12 protein-coding genes and 1 pseudogene are annotated in these 17,109 nt (G+C 63.1%); 11 read left to right on the top strand and 2 right to left on the bottom strand.

The annotated features are described in order from the left end of the window. Positions 1–43: 43 nt before the first annotated feature. The 5 genes from EOA13_RS20905 to glp are packed head-to-tail and all read left to right on the top strand — an operon-like array spanning position 44 to position 5,456. On the top strand, positions 44–1,936 hold the full coding sequence (locus tag EOA13_RS20905; protein WP_127295512.1) for a SurA N-terminal domain-containing protein: 1,893 nt from the start codon (positions 44–46) through the stop codon (positions 1,934–1,936). Next, positions 1,933–2,943 carry an anthranilate phosphoribosyltransferase gene (gene trpD / locus EOA13_RS20910; RefSeq protein ID WP_127295514.1) on the top strand — a complete coding sequence of 337 codons (1,011 nt, stop codon included), beginning with the start codon at positions 1,933–1,935 and terminating at the stop codon, positions 2,941–2,943. The genes EOA13_RS20905 and trpD overlap by 4 nt, the downstream gene beginning before the upstream one ends. A 10-nt stretch (positions 2,944–2,953) precedes the next feature. Beyond that, a complete protein-coding gene (gene trpC, locus EOA13_RS20915; RefSeq protein WP_127295516.1) occupies positions 2,954–3,766 on the top strand; it encodes an indole-3-glycerol phosphate synthase TrpC in 813 nt (270 codons plus the stop codon). Between the two features lie 2 nt (positions 3,767–3,768). After that, positions 3,769–4,251 (top strand): cyclic pyranopterin monophosphate synthase MoaC, encoded by a 483-nt coding sequence (moaC, locus tag EOA13_RS20920; RefSeq protein ID WP_127295518.1) that lies wholly within the window; start codon positions 3,769–3,771, stop codon positions 4,249–4,251. After that, the gene (gene glp, locus EOA13_RS20925) at positions 4,251–5,456 is read left to right on the top strand and encodes a gephyrin-like molybdotransferase Glp (protein ID WP_127295520.1); all 1,206 of its coding nucleotides are present in this window, start codon (positions 4,251–4,253) and stop codon (positions 5,454–5,456) included. Before moaC ends, glp begins: the two co-directional genes overlap by 1 nt. Positions 5,457–5,501: 45 nt before the next feature. Here glp and EOA13_RS20930 read toward each other — a convergent pair whose 3' ends face one another. Continuing rightward, positions 5,502–6,332 (bottom strand): alpha/beta hydrolase, encoded by an 831-nt coding sequence (locus EOA13_RS20930; RefSeq protein WP_127295522.1) that lies wholly within the window; start codon positions 6,330–6,332, stop codon positions 5,502–5,504. A gap of 310 nt (positions 6,333–6,642) precedes the next feature. Between EOA13_RS20930 and EOA13_RS20935 the strand changes: the two genes are divergently transcribed. The 4 genes from EOA13_RS20935 to lexA all read left to right on the top strand — a co-directional run bounded on the left by EOA13_RS20935 (position 6,643) and on the right by lexA (position 11,580). Beyond that, complete coding sequence (locus EOA13_RS20935) at positions 6,643–8,268, top strand: AMP-binding protein (RefSeq protein WP_127295524.1); 1,626 nt, start codon at positions 6,643–6,645, stop codon at positions 8,266–8,268. Further along, on the top strand, positions 8,265–9,101 hold the full coding sequence (kynA, locus tag EOA13_RS20940) for a tryptophan 2,3-dioxygenase (protein ID WP_027036649.1): 837 nt from the start codon (positions 8,265–8,267) through the stop codon (positions 9,099–9,101). The genes EOA13_RS20935 and kynA overlap by 4 nt, the downstream gene beginning before the upstream one ends. Positions 9,102–9,183: 82 nt before the next feature. Then, positions 9,184–10,431 carry a kynureninase gene (gene kynU / locus EOA13_RS20945; RefSeq protein WP_127295526.1) on the top strand — a complete coding sequence of 416 codons (1,248 nt, stop codon included), beginning with the start codon at positions 9,184–9,186 and terminating at the stop codon, positions 10,429–10,431. Positions 10,432–10,839: 408 nt separating this feature from the next. Further along, positions 10,840–11,580: a transcriptional repressor LexA gene (gene lexA / locus EOA13_RS20950; RefSeq protein ID WP_013531746.1), complete on the top strand. Its 741-nt coding sequence runs from the start codon at positions 10,840–10,842 to the stop codon at positions 11,578–11,580. On the opposite strand, the pseudogene EOA13_RS20955 reads toward lexA, so the two are convergent. Next, positions 11,574–14,023: pseudogene (locus EOA13_RS20955) on the bottom strand (ComEC/Rec2 family competence protein). The gene lexA and the pseudogene EOA13_RS20955 sit on opposite strands and share 7 nt — an antisense overlap. 102 nt (positions 14,024–14,125) lie before the next feature. On the opposite strand from EOA13_RS20955, the gene gltX reads away from it, so the two are divergent. Both gltX and gltA read left to right on the top strand, forming a co-directional pair. Then, a complete protein-coding gene (gltX, locus tag EOA13_RS20960; RefSeq protein WP_127295528.1) occupies positions 14,126–15,550 on the top strand; it encodes a glutamate--tRNA ligase in 1,425 nt (474 codons plus the stop codon). 185 nt (positions 15,551–15,735) lie between these two features. After that, a complete protein-coding gene (gene gltA / locus EOA13_RS20965) occupies positions 15,736–17,064 on the top strand; it encodes a citrate synthase (RefSeq protein WP_027036654.1) in 1,329 nt (442 codons plus the stop codon). Positions 17,065–17,109: the final 45 nt, after the last annotated feature.

Raw genomic sequence — 17,109 nt, forward strand, 5'->3', positions numbered from 1 at the left:
CAGACTCGGCGCATGCGAAAATGCGCATAAATCGGAAGTAAAAATGCTTGGTATATTGAGAAGCGCGGCAGGCACCTGGGTCGCGAAGGGACTGTTGGTGCTGCTGGTGCTCAGCTTTTTGGTCTGGGGCGTTTCCGGACGGCTGATGGGCGGTTTGGCCGGCCATGATTCGGTCATAACGGCTGGCGGCACCAAAGTGTCGATCAACGAATACCGTCTCGCCTACGATCGCCAGCTCGCCGTCATGTCGCAACAGTTCGGCCAGCGTCTCAGCCACGAACAGGCAAAGGCGCTCGGCGTCGACAACCAGGTGTTGGCTCAGCTCGTCTCTGGTGCCGTTCTCGACGAACAGGCCCGCAAGCTGGGCCTCGGACTTTCCAAGGACCGACTGGCCGAGCTGACACGCGAAGACCCGGCCTTCAAAGGCCCAGGTGGCCAGTTCGACCGCAGAACGTTCGAATATATGCTGCAGCAGATTGGCATGCGGCCCGAGGACTATCTGAAGAACCGTGCCCAGGTGGCGGTGCGCCAGCAGATCGTCGAGGCTGTCTCGGATGGCCTCAAGGCTCCGGACACTTTCTTCAAGGCTGTTGCGCTCTATCGCGGCGAAGACCGCACCATCGACTATTTGACGCTGCCCAAGGCACTGGTCGAGCCGATCGCGGCACCGTCCGATAGCGTGCTCTCGGCCTATTTCGAAGCCAACAAGAAGACATATGCGGCACCCGAATACCGCAAATTCTCCTATGTCCGCCTCGAACCTGTCGACATCATGGATACGACCGCCGTCACCGACAGCCAGGTCAGCGACGACTACAACAAGAACAAGGCGCGTTACACCACGCCGGAACTGCGCACCGTCGAGCAGCTCGTGTTCAAGACGCCGGATGCGGCCAAGGCCGCACTCGATTCGCTCAAGGCCGGCGCTACTTTCGACAAGCTGGTCACGGCGGAAGGCAAGACGCCGGCCGACACGCTGCTCGGCACGCTTGCCAAGGACAAGATCGCGGACAAGGCGGTCGCCGACGCGGCCTTTTCGCTCAATGCCAATGAAGTCAGCCAGGTCGTGCAAGGCGCCTTCGGTCCGGTGCTGCTGCGCGTCACCGAGATTAAGCCCGAGGTGGTGAAGCCGCTGGCCGAGGTGTCCGATCAGATCCGCAAGGATCTGGCGCTGGGCGAGGCAAGCCGCATCCTTCTGGACGTGCGCGACAATTACGATGACACCCGCGCCGCCGGCAGTTCGCTGGCAGAGGCCGCGGCCAAGCTGAAGCTGAAGGTCGTCACCATCGACGCCATCAATCGCAGTGGGCTGCGGCCAGATGCAAGCATCGTCAAGGACCTGCCGCAATCGCCGGAGCTGATCAAGGCGGTCTTCGACGCCGAACCCAACACGGAAAACGATGCCTTGACCACAGCCGACAACGGCTTCGTCTTCTATGAGGTGGCGTCCATCACGCCGGCTCGCGACCGCACGCTGGATGAGGTTCGTCAGAAAGTCGTCGCCGACTGGACGGCGGCGGAAATAAGCAACCGGCTGGCCGCCAAGGCTGACGAGCTGGAAAAGCGGCTCAAGGCCGGCGCAACGCTCGATGTCATCGCCAGCGAACTGAAGCTCGAAAAGCAGACCAAGCGCGGCGTCAAGCGTGAGGCTGACGACGTCGACTTCGGTAAGGAGGGTGCGGCAGCGATGTTCGGCGTTGGCGAAGGCGGCACCGGCCTGATCCCCTCGCCCACCGGCGACGGGCAGATCCTGTACAAGGTCGCCGAAGTGTTCGAGCCCGCCGGGGCCGATGCCAGCTCGGTGCCGGACGATGCGCAGAAATCCTTCACCTCCGGCATGTCGGATGATCTGCTCGATCAGTTGGTGGCGCAGTTGCAGACGCAGTACGACGTTCGCATCGATCAGGCCGCCGTTGCCCAAGCCTCGACAAGATGAGCGCGCTGAAAACCCATATCGCCAAGATCGCGACCGGTAGCGCGCTTTCCTTTGAGGAAGCGCGCGAGGCCTTCGACATCATCATGTCGGGTGACGCGACCCCCGGCCAGATCGGCGGTTTCCTGATGGCGCTGCGCGTGCGCGGCGAGACGGTGAGCGAGATTTCCGGCGCCGTCGCAACCATGCGGGCCAAGATGCTGCACGTCGACGCGCCCACCGATGCCGTCGACATCGTCGGCACCGGCGGCGACAATTCTCACAGCGTCAACATTTCGACGGCATCGGCCTTCGTCGTTGCCGGCAGCGGCGTGCCGGTTGCCAAACACGGCAATCGCGGCCTGTCGTCGCTGACGGGGGCAGCCGACGTGCTGGTTGCGCTCGGCGTCAAGATCGACATCTCGCCCGAATTCATCGGCCGCTGCATCCACCAGGCAGGCGTTGGCTTCATGTTCGCGCCCGCGCATCATCCTGCGATGAAGCATGTCGGCCCGACCCGCGTCGAACTCGGCACCCGCACCATATTCAACCTGCTCGGGCCGCTCTCCAATCCGGCCGGCGTCAAGCGGCAGCTGGTCGGTGTGTTCCTGCCGGAATGGATCCTGCCGGTTGCCGAGACGCTGAAGGCGCTGGGCGCCGAGCATGCCTGGGTTGCCCATGGCGACGGCTATGACGAGATCACCACCACCGGCGAGACGCAGGTCGCCGAACTGATCGGCGGCGAGATCCGCAGCTTCACCCTGACCCCTGAAGCGGTTGGGCTGGCGCGCCACAGCAAGGACGAATTGCGCGGCGGCGATGCGGACTACAACGCCAAGGCCTTGCGCGATATGCTGGGCGGCGCTGCCGGCGCCTATCGCGACACCGTGCTGATGAACGCCGGTGCCGGACTGGTTGTGGCCGGCAAGGCGACGACGCTTGGCGACGGCATCGCGCTCGCCGCGCAAGCCATCGACAGCGGCCGGGCCCTGCAAGTACTCGACAGGCTGGTCGAGATTTCGAACGGATAACGGATAGAGCGTGTCTGACATTCTTCGCAAGATCGAGGCCTACAAGCGCGACGAGATCGCGGCGGCAAAGGCACGCGTGCCGTTGGCCGAAATCAAGGTCCGGGCAAAAGATGCCGACGCACCGCGCGGTTTTCTTGCCGCACTGGAAGCGAAGCGCAAATCCGGCGCTTTCGCGCTGATCGCCGAGATCAAGAAAGCGAGCCCCTCCAAGGGTCTGATCCGTGCCGATTTCGATCCACCGGCTCTGGCGCAGGCCTATGCCAAGGGTGGTGCTGCCTGTCTTTCGGTGCTGACCGATGCACCGTCCTTCCAGGGTGCGCCTGAATTTCTCACCCGGGCGCGAGCCGCCGTCGTGCTGCCGGCGCTGCGCAAGGATTTCCTGTTCGATCCGTATCAGGTCTACGAAGCCCGCGCCTGGGGCGCGGATGCCATCCTGATCATCATGGCCAGCGTCGACGACGCCCTGGCGAGCGAGCTCGAGGTGACGGCGTTCGAACTCGGCATGGATGCACTGGTCGAAGTGCATGACGAGGCCGAGACGCAACGCGCGCTAAAATTGTCGTCGCGGCTGATCGGCATCAACAACCGCAATCTGCGCACATTCGAGACCAGCCTCGACACTTCAGTGCGGCTGGCGACGATGGTTCCGGCCGACCGCTTGCTGGTCAGCGAGAGCGGTATTTTCTCGCATGACGACTGCCTCAGGCTGCAAAAGAGCGACATCGGCACTTTTCTTGTCGGCGAGAGCCTGATGCGGCAACAGGACGTCACCGCGGCGACGCGCCTGCTGCTGACAGGCAAGGCTTTGGCCGAGGCTAGCTGACGATGGTATCAGGCCTTACCCATCTCGGCGTGCAGGGCGAGGCCAACATGGTCGATGTCGGCGACAAGGCGGAGACGACGCGCACGGCGATTGCCGAAGGCTTTGTCGCGATGCAGCCCGAGACGCTGAAGATGATCCTCGCCGGCAACGCCAAGAAGGGCGATGTGCTCGGCACCGCGCGCATCGCCGGCATCATGGCGGCGAAGAAGACGCATGAACTGATCCCGCTCTGCCACCCGCTGCTTTTGACCAAGGTTTCCGTCGACATCGAGCCCGACCATGCTTTGCCGGGCCTGAAGGTCACCGCGCTGGCGCGCGTCACCGGCAAGACGGGTGTCGAGATGGAAGCGCTGACCGCCGCTTCGGTAGCTTGCCTGACCATCTACGACATGGCGAAAGCAGTCGACCGCGCCATGGTCATCACCGGCATCCGCCTGGTCGAAAAGACGGGTGGCAAGTCGGGTGACTACAAGGCGAGCGCCTGATGGCGCTGGTTCCTATCGCGGAGGCGCTTGAACGCCTGCTTGATGGTGCGGCACCTTTAGCCGGCGAAAGCGTTCCTCTGTTCGAGGCGGTGGATCGTGTTCTGGCGGAACCGGTCGTTGCACTTCGCACCCAACCTCCTTTCAATGCTTCCGCCATGGACGGCTATGCGGCGCGCGCCGGCGACGTCACGTCGGTCCCATCCAGGCTGTCGGTGATCGGCATGGCGCCGGCCGGGCGTGGCTTTGACGGCACGGTCGGCAAGCGCCAAGCGGTGCGCATCTTCACCGGCGCCCCGCTGCCCGAAGGCGCCGACACAATCGTCATCCAGGAGAATGTTCGGGATCTCGGCGGCGGTGATATCGAAGTGATCGAGCCCACCGCGGAGTGGCGCAACATCCGCCGCATCGGCCTCGACTTTTCAACAGGCGATGTGCTGCTGGAAAAAGGCCGCGTGCTCGACCCGGCGGCACTGTCGCTGGCGGCATCGGCCAACCACCCTCGGGTCAACGTGGTGAAGCGGCCGCTGGTCGCCATCATCGCCACCGGGGACGAATTGCTGCCGCCGGGCAGCGACCTAGGCCCGGACCAGATCATCTCGTCCAATGCCTATGGCGTGGCTGCGGCGGCGCAATCGGTCGGCGCCCGCGCGCTCGATCTCGGCATTGCCGCCGATCGCAAGGAGGCTATCGCTGCCCTGATCAGACAAGCGGTCGCGGCCGGTGCGGATGTCATCGTGACGCTTGGTGGCGCCTCGGTCGGCGATCACGATCTGATCCACGAGGTGCTGATCGGCGAAGGCATGACGCTCGGCTTCTGGAAGATCGCCATGCGCCCCGGCAAGCCCCTGATGTTCGGCCGCCTCGGCGACATCAGGTGCATCGGCCTGCCCGGCAATCCGGTGGCAAGCCTGGTCTGCTCGCAGTTGTTCCTGAAGCCGCTGCTGGCGCGGCTCGGCGGCCGCAATCATCGCCAGGACGTTCGCCAAGCGCGATTGGGCGCCGCAATGCCGGCCAATGATTTGCGCCAGGACTATGTCCGAGCCGTGGTCAAGGAAGATGACGGCGTGCCGGTGGCGACGCCGTTCGGTATCCAGGATTCCTCGATGCTGAGAATGCTGGCCGACGCCAACGGGCTGATCGTGCGGGCGCCGTTTGCCCCTGCAGCAGCCGCTGGCGAGGCTTGCAGCGTGCTTATGCTGCGCTGAGGAATCCAAGACAACTTCATAACACACAAGAAAACGATCTCGGCGCTATTCCGAGATCAAGGCGCGTGTCAGCGGATGCGCCGAATCGGCAAGGCCATCGACAATGCTGTAATGATGCCGGTCGGGCTCGACCACGACGCTGGTGGTGGCGCCGAGGCCGGTCCAGATGTTGGCAAGCAACGCATTCTGACGCAGGAACTCGGCGCGCTCGCCACCGCCGACCCAGCAAGTGATGCGGGCACCATCCATCGGCCGCAGCAGCGCCGGGCTTTCAGTCAGCGCCTCGTGCTCGTCGATGGCCAGCGCCGCGTTCATGCCGGTGCGCATGAGCGGACGCAGGTCATGCAGGCCTGAAATCGAGACGACATGGCGTATGCGCCGCGCCACATCGGCGGCCAGCGGCGTGCTTGTCGTCACCATCCGGGTGGCGAGATGGCCGCCGGCCGAATGTCCGGTCAGCATCAGCGGTCCCCCGACCATTGCCGCTGCCTCGCCGATTGCCGCCCCAATCTCCCTGACGATGCCGGCGATGCGTATGTCCGGGCACAGCGTGTAAGAGGGCATCGCCACGGCGAAGCCGCTGCCGACCGCGCCATTGGCGAGGTGCGACCACAAGCTCTTGTCGGTCTCCAGCCAGTAACCGCCATGGATAATCACCACCAGCCCTTTGGGCGCGGCCCTGGGAAGGAAAAGATCGAGCCGATTGCGCGGCCCGTCGCCATAGGCGACGTCGAGCCGCGCCCGGCCCTGCGCCGACAGCGCATCGCGGAATGCTTGCGCCGGCTCCGCCCACGCAGACGGCCAGCGATCACTGCCCGCGATGTTGGCGCCGTTGGCATAGGCATCATCCCAATCGACGATGTGACGTTCGAACATCTGCGCCCTTCCCCAAGACGGCATCGCTACTTGCTAGCAATGGCCACCGCCATGCCATGCGTCAATGCCCTGAGCAAAAAACATTTTAGGCTTGAAACAAATTTCGACTGGTGCGATCCTGCCCCAACGAACAGCCGACAATGGGAGGTCTGCTGTGCTGCCCGAACCTGCAGATGTTCACCCTTTCTGGGCGCATCCCAGCAGGTGCGATGGGTAGTACGAAGCTTCCTCAGAGCAGGACCTTAGGATCCACTACATCTGGCCAAGGCGCATCGCGCACTGGCCAGGCAGCAGACGGGAGAGCGGCGACATGCTTGGGCCTTCAGCGCATATCGACACGTTCACGCGCGATCACCTGCCACCGCCGGAGCAATGGCCCGATATCCTGCTCGAGGGCTTCGACTATCCCGAACGCCTCAACGCCGGTGTCGAACTGACCGACAGGCTGGTCGAAAAAGGTCTCGGCGACCACACCGCTCTCATCGGCAATGGCCGCCGCCGCACCTACAAGGAACTGTCCGACTGGACGAACAGGCTGGCCCACGCGCTGGTCGAGAATTACGGAGTCAAGCCGGGCAACCGGGTGCTGATCCGCTCGGCCAACAACCCCGCCATGGTCGCCTGCTGGTTGGCTGCCACCAAGGTCGGTGCCGTGGTCGTCAACACCATGCCAATGCTGCGCGCCGGCGAACTCGCCAAGATCATCGACAAGGCGGAAATCACCGTCGCGCTCTGCGACACAAGGCTGATGGACGAGATGACCGTTTGCGCCAAGGACAGCGCATTCCTCAGGAAGGTCATCGGTTTCGACGGCACCGCCAACCATGATGCCGAACTCGATCGTGCCGCTCTCGACAAGCCGGTGACGTTCACCGCAGTCGACACCGGCCGCGACGATGTCGCCCTGCTCGGCTTCACCTCGGGCACGACAGGCGTTCCGAAGGCGACGATGCATTTCCACCGCGACCTCCTGATCATCGCCGACGCTTACGCCCGCGAAATCCTGGAGGTGACACCGGACGACATCTTTGTCGGCTCGCCGCCGCTGGCCTTCACCTTCGGCCTTGGCGGGCTCGCTATCTTTCCCCTGCGCTTCGGTGCGGCGGCGACGCTGCTGGAACAGGCGACGCCGCCCAACATGATCCACATCATCGAGACCTACAAAGCGACCATCTCCTTCACCGCACCGACCGCCTACCGCGCCATGCTGAAGGCCATGGATGAAGGGGCCGACCTGTCATCGCTGCGCGTTGCCGTTTCGGCCGGAGAAACCTTGCCCGCTCCGGTTTTCGCGGAATGGACGCAAAAGACCGGCAAGCCGATCCTCGACGGCATCGGCGCCACCGAAATGCTGCACATCTTCATCTCCAACCGCTTTGGCGACATGAAGCCCGCGTCGACCGGAAAGCCGGTAGGCGGCTACGAGGCGCGCATCGTCGACGACGAGATGCGCGAGCTGCCGCGCGGTGCGACCGGCAGGCTGGCGGTGCGTGGTCCTACCGGCTGCCGCTACATGGCCGATGCCAGGCAGAAGGAATACGTGCGCGACGGCTGGAACATCACCGGCGACACCTTCACGCAGGACGAGGACGGCTTCTTCCATTTCGCCGCACGCTCCGACGACATGATCGTCAGCGCCGGCTACAACATCGCCGGTCCCGAGGTCGAGGCGGCGCTGCTGGCGCATCCGGACGTCGCCGAATGCGCGGTGATCGGTGCAGAGGACGCCGAACGCGGCCAGATCGTCGAGGCGCATGTCGTGCTGGTGCAGGGCGTCGTGCCCGACGCCCTCACCACCAAGCGCCTGCAGGACCATGTCAAGGCAACGATCGCGCCCTATAAATATCCGCGATCGGTAAAATTCATCGCCGCTCTGCCCAAGACCCAGACCGGAAAGATCCAGCGCTTCCGGCTGCGCACGGAGAAAATCAATTGAGCGAACCGTACGATCCGGCGTCCGAAGGCGCCCAGATGTCGTTCAAGGAGCGCATGTCCTACAGCGACTATCTCCACCTGGAGAAAGTGCTGGAGGCCCAGACGCCGCTGTCATCGGCGCATGACGAGATGCTGTTCATCATCCAGCATCAGACCTCTGAACTCTGGATGAAGCTTGCTCTGCACGAGATTGGCGCCGCGATCCGCTCCATCCGCGCCGACCGGCTCGAGCCAAGCTTCAAGATGCTGTCGCGCGTTGCGCGCATCTTCGAGCAGCTGAACAATGCCTGGGACGTGCTGCGGACGATGACGCCCAGCGAATACACCGAGTTCCGCGACGCGCTCGGCCAGTCCTCGGGCTTCCAGTCCTGGCAGTATCGCGCCATCGAGTTCATGGCCGGCAACCGCAACCTCGCCATGCTCGGGCCGCACAAGCACCGGCCGGACCTGAGCGGAAAGCTGGAGGCGATCCTGGCCGAGCCGTCGCTCTATGACGAGGCACTGCTGCTTTTGGCGCGCAACGGATTCGACATCGGTGCCGATGCCAGGCGCACGGACTGGCGTGAGACCCGAACCGAGAATGAAGAAGTGCTGGTCGCCTGGCAGACCATCTACCGCGATCCGCAGCGCTACTGGATGTTCTACGAACTGGCCGAGAAGCTGGTCGACTTCGAGGACTACTTCCGCCGCTGGCGCTTCAACCACGTCACCACGGTGGAGCGCATCATCGGCCTGAAACGCGGCACCGGCGGCACGTCGGGTGCTTCGTATCTGAAGAAAATGCTCGAGGTCGTGCTGTTCCCGGAACTGTGGACGGTCCGCACCCGGCTCTGACATCATCGAAATGAGAACAGGCACATCGAGGGGACGCGCTGTGGCGGAAAACCCTTCGCGAACAACCGGGGACTGACCGACCATGAGTGGAATTCCTGATCTCGCCGCAGTCGAAGCGATGGATGCCACGGATCCGCTGCGGGCCATGCGCGACCGTTTCATTCTGCCGGAGGGGATGATCTATCTCGACGGCAATTCACTGGGGGCAGCGTCTCATGCCGTTTTCAGCGAGCTGCAGCAGGCGGCGACCCAAGAATGGGCCCAGGATCTCATCCGAGCTTGGAACACGGCCGGATGGTTCGAGATGCCAATCGAACTCGGCGACCAGCTCGGACGCCTGATAGGAGCCGCGGCCGGCCAGACCGTTGTCTGCGACACGACATCGACCAACATCTACAAGGTGCTGCACGCGGCGATGGAGATGCGGCCCGGTCGGTCGGCCATCGTCGCCGAAGGTGACAGTTTTCCCACCGACCTGTACATCGCCGAAGGCGTGGCCTCGACCCGGGATGGCGTCCTGCTGCGCCTCGCGGGTGTCGACGCGCCGACCATCGAAGAGCTGATCGACGAAAACGTCGCGGTGGTGCTGGTCAACCACGTCAATTACAAATCGGGTGAACTGCGCGACATGGCGGCGCTGACGCGCAAGGCTCATGCGGCCGGAGCGCTGATCGTCTGGGATCTATGCCACACCGCGGGCGCTCTGCCGGTCGAGCTCGACCGCGCAAATGCCGATTTCGCTGTCGGCTGTACCTACAAATACCTCAATGGCGGTCCGGGCGCGCCAGCCTTCATCTATGCCGCCCAGCGCCATCACGGCGAGATCAGCCAGCCACTCAGCGGCTGGTGGGGGCATGCACGGCCCTTTGCCTTCGAACGGGGCTATGTGGCCGGCACCGGCATCCGACGCTTTCTGTGCGGCACGCAGCCGGTCCTGTCGATGCGGGCGCTCAAAGGTGCGCTTGCGATCTGGGACGACGTCGACATGGCGGCATTGCGAAAGAAGAGCGTCGCCCTGACCGAACTGTTCATCCAGCTCGTCGAAGCCAGGTGCGGCGCCTATGGCCTCGCGCTGGAGACCACCCGCGACGCGACCAGGCGCGGCAGCCAGGTGTCGTTCCTTCACGATCACGGCTATCAAATCATGCGGGCGCTGATCGAGCGCGGGGTGATCGGTGATTTTCGTGCGCCATCGACCATCCGTTTCGGCTTCACGCCGCTCTATGTCGGCTACAAAGATGTGTGGCTGGCGGTTGAGGTGCTGGAGGATATTCTGCGCACGGGCGCATGGAAGGACCGCCGTTTCGCGGTCAAGGAAGCCGTTACCTGACGCAACGATCCCCGCGATCCGCCGCCGCCGCCCTCACTGCCTGGCAGATGACGGAGAGCTGAATTTCCAGCCACAAATGCCAACAGACGTTGGCGTTTTGGCTCCGTTTCGTTCACGGCAAACGAACGTCCCGAAGATTGATCGTCCTTTGTGGAGGTCGATAGACTGATAATGCCAAGCCTTGGGTCGAGGATGAGCCACAGGTCATTAACCATAATAATTTCAATGTGAGCAGGCGCATCGCCGTGCTTGGCGCCTGTGATCGCGACCCGCTGGCAAGCGCCAAATAATTTCAGCAGCCTTAACAAATTCATTAAACTTTAAACGGTTGCAGAACACAACTGGAACAGATAGGGTTTGTTCTGGGTTTGTTTTTCGATTCTGGTTTCAGGTAACCTGGGGGCCGCCATGCTGACGCGCAAGCAACATGAACTGCTGATGTTCATCCATGAACGCCTGAAGGAGAGCGGCATTCCGCCATCCTTCGACGAGATGAAGGAGGCGCTCGACCTTGCCTCCAAATCCGGGATTCATCGGCTGATCACCGCACTTGAGGAGCGCGGCTTTATTCGCCGGTTGCCCAACCGGGCACGCGCGCTGGAAGTGCTGCGATTGCCGGACTCGATCGCGCCCGGCCTCAACGCGGCAAAGAAGTTTTCGCCAAGCGTCATCCAGGGCAGTCTCGGTCAGGGTGGTGCCCTTGGCCGGCAGATCAAGCCGGCGCCTTCGCGGATGCCCTCGCCCGGCAATGATGACGATGCGGTCTCCGCCGTGTCGATCCCGGTCATGGGCCGTATCGCCGCCGGTGTGCCGATCGATGCCATCCAGCATCAGACGCATTCGATCTCGGTGCCGCCGGACATGATCATGGGCGGCGCCCACTATGCGCTGGAGGTCAAGGGCGACTCGATGATCGAGGCCGGTATCTTCGACGGCGACACCGTCATCATCCGCAATGCCGACACGGCGAGCCCCGGCGAGATCATCGTGGCGCTGGTCGATGAAGAGGAAGCGACGCTGAAGCGGTTCCGCCGCAAGGGCGCTTCGATTGCTCTCGAAGCCGCCAATCCAGCCTATGAAACCCGTATTTTCGGCCCGGACAGGGTCAAGGTGCAAGGCAAGCTCGTCGGCCTGATCCGCCGCTACTGAGGCGGCTGTGGGTTGGCCGCTGGCTTCTCCGGTTTCTTGAAGGGTGCCAGCCCCCTCGCCTCACGAGAGTATTTGCGTTGCGTGTGCCAGGGCCGATATGGGCTGTCCACCGCGAAGCTGATCGTCGCCGGCGTGGTCGCCGATTGGCGATCGAAGAAGACCGCGGCACTGCCTTTGCGAGCCAGTTGCCGCTTGGTGATGACGAGGACCAGCGGATTGTGACAGGCGTCATACGCGGTGGCGTCATTGATGACGATCAGCTCGGCGAAGCCGCAGGCTTTCCAGGTGTCCTTGCGGTCCTCGACATACGCAATGATCGCACCGGACATGTGCCTGGCCACGCAAACGCCTGAGGAGCAATAGAACGGGGATCCCAGCGGCAGATCAACGGCATCCGCGACATCGAATTGCCCATCGCTGTTGTCGAACACCTCTGGCACGACGATGGTTTCTGATGTCAGGGCGCGTTTCCAGTTGTCGACGGTGAATTCGTTCGGCCGCTCCCGGCTGACGGCAAGCTCACCGCCACCGATCGGCAACGCCACCAGCCGGGCGTCTTCCGAGATCAGCACATCCGGCGTGCGCGTATCCGAGACGGTCAGCAAGCCTGCCAGCGCGAATGGCAGAGCAGCGAGCCGCAGCCAGGTTGTCGCCATCGTCGCGATGACCAAAGCAATTGCCACCAACAGGACCGACTGTTGCGAAATCAGCCCGACCCCGTCGACAGGCGAACGCTCGGAGATCCAGCCGGATATGGCGATCATCATCGTCAGGCCCTTACCCATCAGGTAGAGAGCCGGCCAATCCAATCCGAAAGGCATCAGCAGCGCGCTGGCGACGGCCAGGAACATGACGACGGTGACGATCGGCATAACCGCGAGATTGGCAAACAGGCTAAGCGGCGAGACACGCTGAAAATGCCAGATGGCAAACAGCGTCGTCGCGCTTCCCGCGATGATCGAGGTCATGGCAAGGCCGGTTGCCGCCAGCAGGAATTTTCGCGTCAGGAAACCGGGCATGGATCGCTTTGGCGGCGGCGGTCTTGCTCTTCCCGCGCGGTGATCCGCCCAGCCGGCATAGGCGCCGACCAGAGCCGCGGTCGCGGCGAACGACATCTGAAAACTCGGGCCGACCACCTCATGCGGCGACACCACGATGACGGCGATCGCCGAGATCGCCAGATTGCGCATGGTGAGTGCTGCTCGATCGAACAGCACGGCAATCAGCATCACCGCCAGCATGATGAAGCTGCGCTCGGCGGCAACGACGACTCCAGAGATGATGAGATAGGCCGCGATCGAGAACAGCGCGGCGGCAGCGGCATACTTCTTGACCGGGCGACGCGCGGAAAAGTCGGGAAACAAGGCGAAGGCGCTGCGCAGCAATCCCATGATGGTGCCCGCGACCAGCGCCATGTGCAGTCCCGAAATGGAGATGATGTGGTAGATGCCGGTACGTCGCATCGCCTCATTGATCTCATCGGGAATGCCGGCGCGCACGCCGACGATGAGCGCCGCGGCGATCTCGCCTTCGGCGCCGCCGACGCTCGCCCTGATATGGTCGGCGATGCCTTCACGGGCTTTTTCCACGCTAGAGGAAATTCGGGCCGGCAGCGGCATGTCGCCATCGTCGCTAACGACAAGCTTTGGATTGCCGAGAAAGAATCCGCTGCGCCGATGCCGGCAAAATAGCTGTCGAAGGAGAAATCATAGCTGTCCGGCCGCACCGGCCCGGTCGGCGGCAAAAGCTTGGCATATCCGGTGATGAGGGAGCCGGCGGTCACGTCAGCCGGGATCTTGCGTGCCGAAAGCCGCACCCGTTCCGGCGCATAGCGCAGTTTCGGCCGGGCGGTCGAGGTCACGTCGATGGTCAGCCGGATACGGCCGCTCTCCATGCGGTCGAGCGAAACGACGCGGCCGGTGATTTGCGTCGAAATTTCCGAGCCCAACATTTGTGTGCCCGCACGCCACGTCTCGACCTTGGCAGCAAGCAGTCCTAGGGCGCACAAAAGTGCCGCCATGAAACACAGATGGGTCTTTGGCCATGAGCGCGAGACCAGCGCACAGATCCCCGTCAGAATGACAACCGCGACAGGTCTCGCAAAGTCGGGTTCAGCCGTCAGCGAAAAATAGCCGATCGCTCCGATCGCCAGGCAGACCGGCACCAGCAGGAAGGCCACGCCCCGGTCGAGTTCCAGGCTCGCCGCCATGTTCACGCTGTGGCGCAGGCGAGGCAGCGATGTCAGGCTGATTTGCCGGCGCACGCGAACGATCCTGCCGGTTTCGGCAACAGGAACAGAGGCGGCGACATCCGCTTGTAACGGCGCTTGGCCGGGATCCGGCAGGAGGGGCGACGGCAATGGCCGAGGCGCAAACAGGGACCGTTCGCTGACGCCAATGGCAGCGTCCTCGCCCTGATCCGAGCCCCAGCCTCGTCCAGCCATCAGGTCTGCCCCTTGCGCCCTCGACACCCTATGCTACATGAACGCGCAAAGCGCGAAAGTCCGCGCGACCGCACCCCGCTTCAGATGGTTTCCGAGAGTTCCATGTCCGACAAGGTCGTCACCCGTTTTGCCCCTTCGCCCACCGGCTATTTGCACATAGGCGGCGCGCGCACGGCGCTGTTCAACTGGCTGTATGCAAAGCACACCGGCGGCACGATGCTGCTGCGCATCGAGGACACTGATCGCGAACGCTCCAATGAAGCCGCGACGGCTGCCATCCTCGACGGGCTTTCCTGGCTTGGCCTGAGTTGGGACGGCGAGCCGGTGTCACAGTTCGAGCGTGCGCCGCGCCACCGCGAGGTGGCCGAGGAACTCGTACGCATGGGCAAGGCCTATTATTGCTACGCCACGCCAGCCGAATTGGAGGCAATGCGCGAGGCCGCCAGAGCCAAGGGGCTGCCACCCCGCTATGACGGCCGCTGGCGCGACCGCGACCCCTCAGAGGCGCCCGCAGGCGCCAAGGGCGCCATCCGTATCAAGGCGCCGACCGAAGGCGAGACCATCGTCCATGACCGTGTCCAGGGCGACGTGCGCTTTCCCAACAAGGATCTCGACGACTTCATCATCCTGCGTTCGGACGGCAATCCCACTTACATGCATGCCGTAGTCGTCGACGATCATGACATGGCCGTCACCCACATCATTCGCGGCGATGATCATCTGACCAATGCCGCCCGCCAGACCGTCATCTACAACGCCATGGGCTGGGACGTGCCGTCCATGTCGCATATCCCGCTGATCCACGGCGCCGATGGCGCCAAGCTGTCGAAGCGGCATGGCGCGCTTGGCGTCGAGGCCTATCGCGCCATGGGCTACCTGCCGGAGGCGCTCCTCAACTACCTGGCGCGCCTCGGCTGGAGCCATGGCGACGACGAAATCATGTCGATCAAGGATATGATCTCGTGGTTCGATATCGGCGATGTCAACAAGGGCGCGGCGCGCTTCGACTTCGCCAAACTGGAAGCGATCAACGGCGCGCATATGCGCCGTATGAGCGATGCCGAGCTGTTCGATATCTTCATCGCCACCCTGCCCCATCTCGAAGGTGGCCCGGCGATTGCCGCACGCCTGGACGACAGCACCAAGGCGCAGTTGCTGGCAGCGCTTCCGGGCCTGAAGGAGCGCGCCAAGACGCTGGTCGAGCTCGTCGACGGCGCAGCCTTCCTGTTTGCCACGCGACCGCTGCCGATCGACGACAAGGCGGCCCTTCTGCTCACCGACGATGCCCGCAAGATCCTGCGCAGTGCTCACGAAGCTTTGAACGGGCTTGCGAGTGACTGGACAGCCGCCTCGGCGGAGGCGGCGATCCGTGAGGTGGCAGCGGCCGGCAGTCACAAACTCGGCGCGGTGGCCCAGCCTTTGCGCGCCGCTTTGACCGGCAAAAGCACCTCGCCGGGCGTGTTCGATGTGCTCGCCGTGCTCGGCCGCGAGGAAAGCCTGGCGCGCATCTCAGATCAAATCGATTAGGAGCAAACTGGCCCAAGAAGATTGGCATTGAAAGGCGGGTTTCGCAGTGCAACATTAGGCCTTGGCCCAATCTGGCACGCACCTCCTGAAATGCGGTGGCGAATACGCGCATTGCGGTGATTTTCGACGTGTCGCTCTGCAGAATTTTGCCTTTGCCGGCATGAGGAAACAAGAAGGAGTTTGCAATGACCGAAGCTGCGAAAAAAATGGATTTGGGCGGCAAGACCCAGGAGGCCACGGCAACGCTTGCATTCGCCGGCAAGACCCATGAATTCAAGGTGCGAAGTGGTTCGGTCGGGCCTGATGTCATCGACATCGCCTCGCTCTACTCCACCACCGGCGCTTTCACCTACGATCCCGGCTTCACCTCGACGGCAAGCTGCGAGTCCGAAATCACCTTCATCGACGGCGACGCCGGCATCCTGTTGCACCGCGGCTATCCGATCGACCAGTTGGCCGAACACGGCGACTTCCTCGAGGTCTGCTATCTCCTGCTCTACGGTGAATTGCCGACCAAGGCGCAGAAGGACGACTTCGACTACCGCGTGACGCGCCACACCATGGTGCATGAGCAGATGTCGCGCTTTTTCACCGGCTTCCGCCGCGACGCGCATCCGATGGCGGTGATGTGCGGCGTGGTCGGCGCGCTGTCGGCCTTCTACCACGACTCCACCGACATCTCCGACCCCTACCAGCGCATGGTTGCCTCCATGCGGCTGATCGCCAAGATGCCGACGATCGCGGCGATGGCCTACAAATACCACATCGGCCAGCCCTTCATTTACCCGAAGAACGAGCTGAACTTTGCCGCCAACTTCCTGCATATGTGCTTTGCCGTGCCGTGCGAGGAATACAAGATCAACCCGGTCCTGGCGCGCGCCATGGAGCGCATCTTCATTTTGCACGCCGACCACGAGCAGAATGCCTCGACCTCGACCGTTCGTCTCGCCGGCTCGTCGGGCGCCAACCCGTTTGCGTGCATCGCAGCCGGCATAGCCTGCCTGTGGGGACCCGCGCATGGCGGCGCCAATGAAGCGGCGCTCAACATGCTTGGCGAGATCGGCCATGTCGATCACATCCCCGAATTCATCGCCCGCGCCAAGGACAAGGACGACCCGTTCCGCTTGATGGGCTTTGGCCACCGCGTCTATAAGAACTACGATCCGCGCGCCAAGATCATGCAGAAGACGGCACATGAGGTTCTGGGCGAACTCGGCATCAAGGACGATCCGCTGCTCGACATCGCCATGGAGTTGGAAAAGATCGCGCTGACCGATTCCTATTTCATCGAGAAGAAGCTCTACCCGAATGTAGACTTCTATTCCGGCATCACGCTGAAGGCGCTGGGCTTCCCCACCACCATGTTCACCGTGCTGTTCGCGGTCGCCCGCACCGTCGGCTGGATCGCGCAGTGGAAAGAGATGATCGAGGATCCGCGCCAGAAGATCGGCCGCCCGCGTCAGCTCTATACCGGCGCACCCGAGCGTGACTACGTGCCGATCGCCAAGCGGTGAATTGGGAGTAGGATTGGGCAGTAGGCAGTAGGCAGTAGGCTGGTT

This window comes from Mesorhizobium sp. M7A.F.Ca.US.011.01.1.1 (assembly GCF_003998295.1).
GTDB lineage: Bacteria > Pseudomonadota > Alphaproteobacteria > Rhizobiales > Rhizobiaceae > Mesorhizobium.

Excerpts from the sequence above, each read along its gene's own strand:
- EOA13_RS20905 (WP_127295512.1), top strand. The coding sequence starts at position 44 with ATGCTTGGTATATTGAGAAGCGCGGCAGGCACCTGGGTCGCGAAGGGA.
- trpD (WP_127295514.1), top strand. The coding sequence starts at position 1,933 with ATGAGCGCGCTGAAAACCCATATCGCCAAGATCGCGACCGGTAGCGCG.
- moaC (WP_127295518.1), top strand. The coding sequence starts at position 3,769 with ATGGTATCAGGCCTTACCCATCTCGGCGTGCAGGGCGAGGCCAACATG.
- glp (WP_127295520.1), top strand. The coding sequence starts at position 4,251 with ATGGCGCTGGTTCCTATCGCGGAGGCGCTTGAACGCCTGCTTGATGGT.
- EOA13_RS20930 (WP_127295522.1), bottom strand. The coding sequence starts at position 6,332 with ATGTTCGAACGTCACATCGTCGATTGGGATGATGCCTATGCCAACGGC.
- EOA13_RS20935 (WP_127295524.1), top strand. The coding sequence starts at position 6,643 with ATGCTTGGGCCTTCAGCGCATATCGACACGTTCACGCGCGATCACCTG.
- kynU (WP_127295526.1), top strand. The coding sequence starts at position 9,184 with ATGAGTGGAATTCCTGATCTCGCCGCAGTCGAAGCGATGGATGCCACG.
- lexA (WP_013531746.1), top strand. The coding sequence starts at position 10,840 with ATGCTGACGCGCAAGCAACATGAACTGCTGATGTTCATCCATGAACGC.
- gltX (WP_127295528.1), top strand. The coding sequence starts at position 14,126 with ATGTCCGACAAGGTCGTCACCCGTTTTGCCCCTTCGCCCACCGGCTAT.
- gltA (WP_027036654.1), top strand. The coding sequence starts at position 15,736 with ATGACCGAAGCTGCGAAAAAAATGGATTTGGGCGGCAAGACCCAGGAG.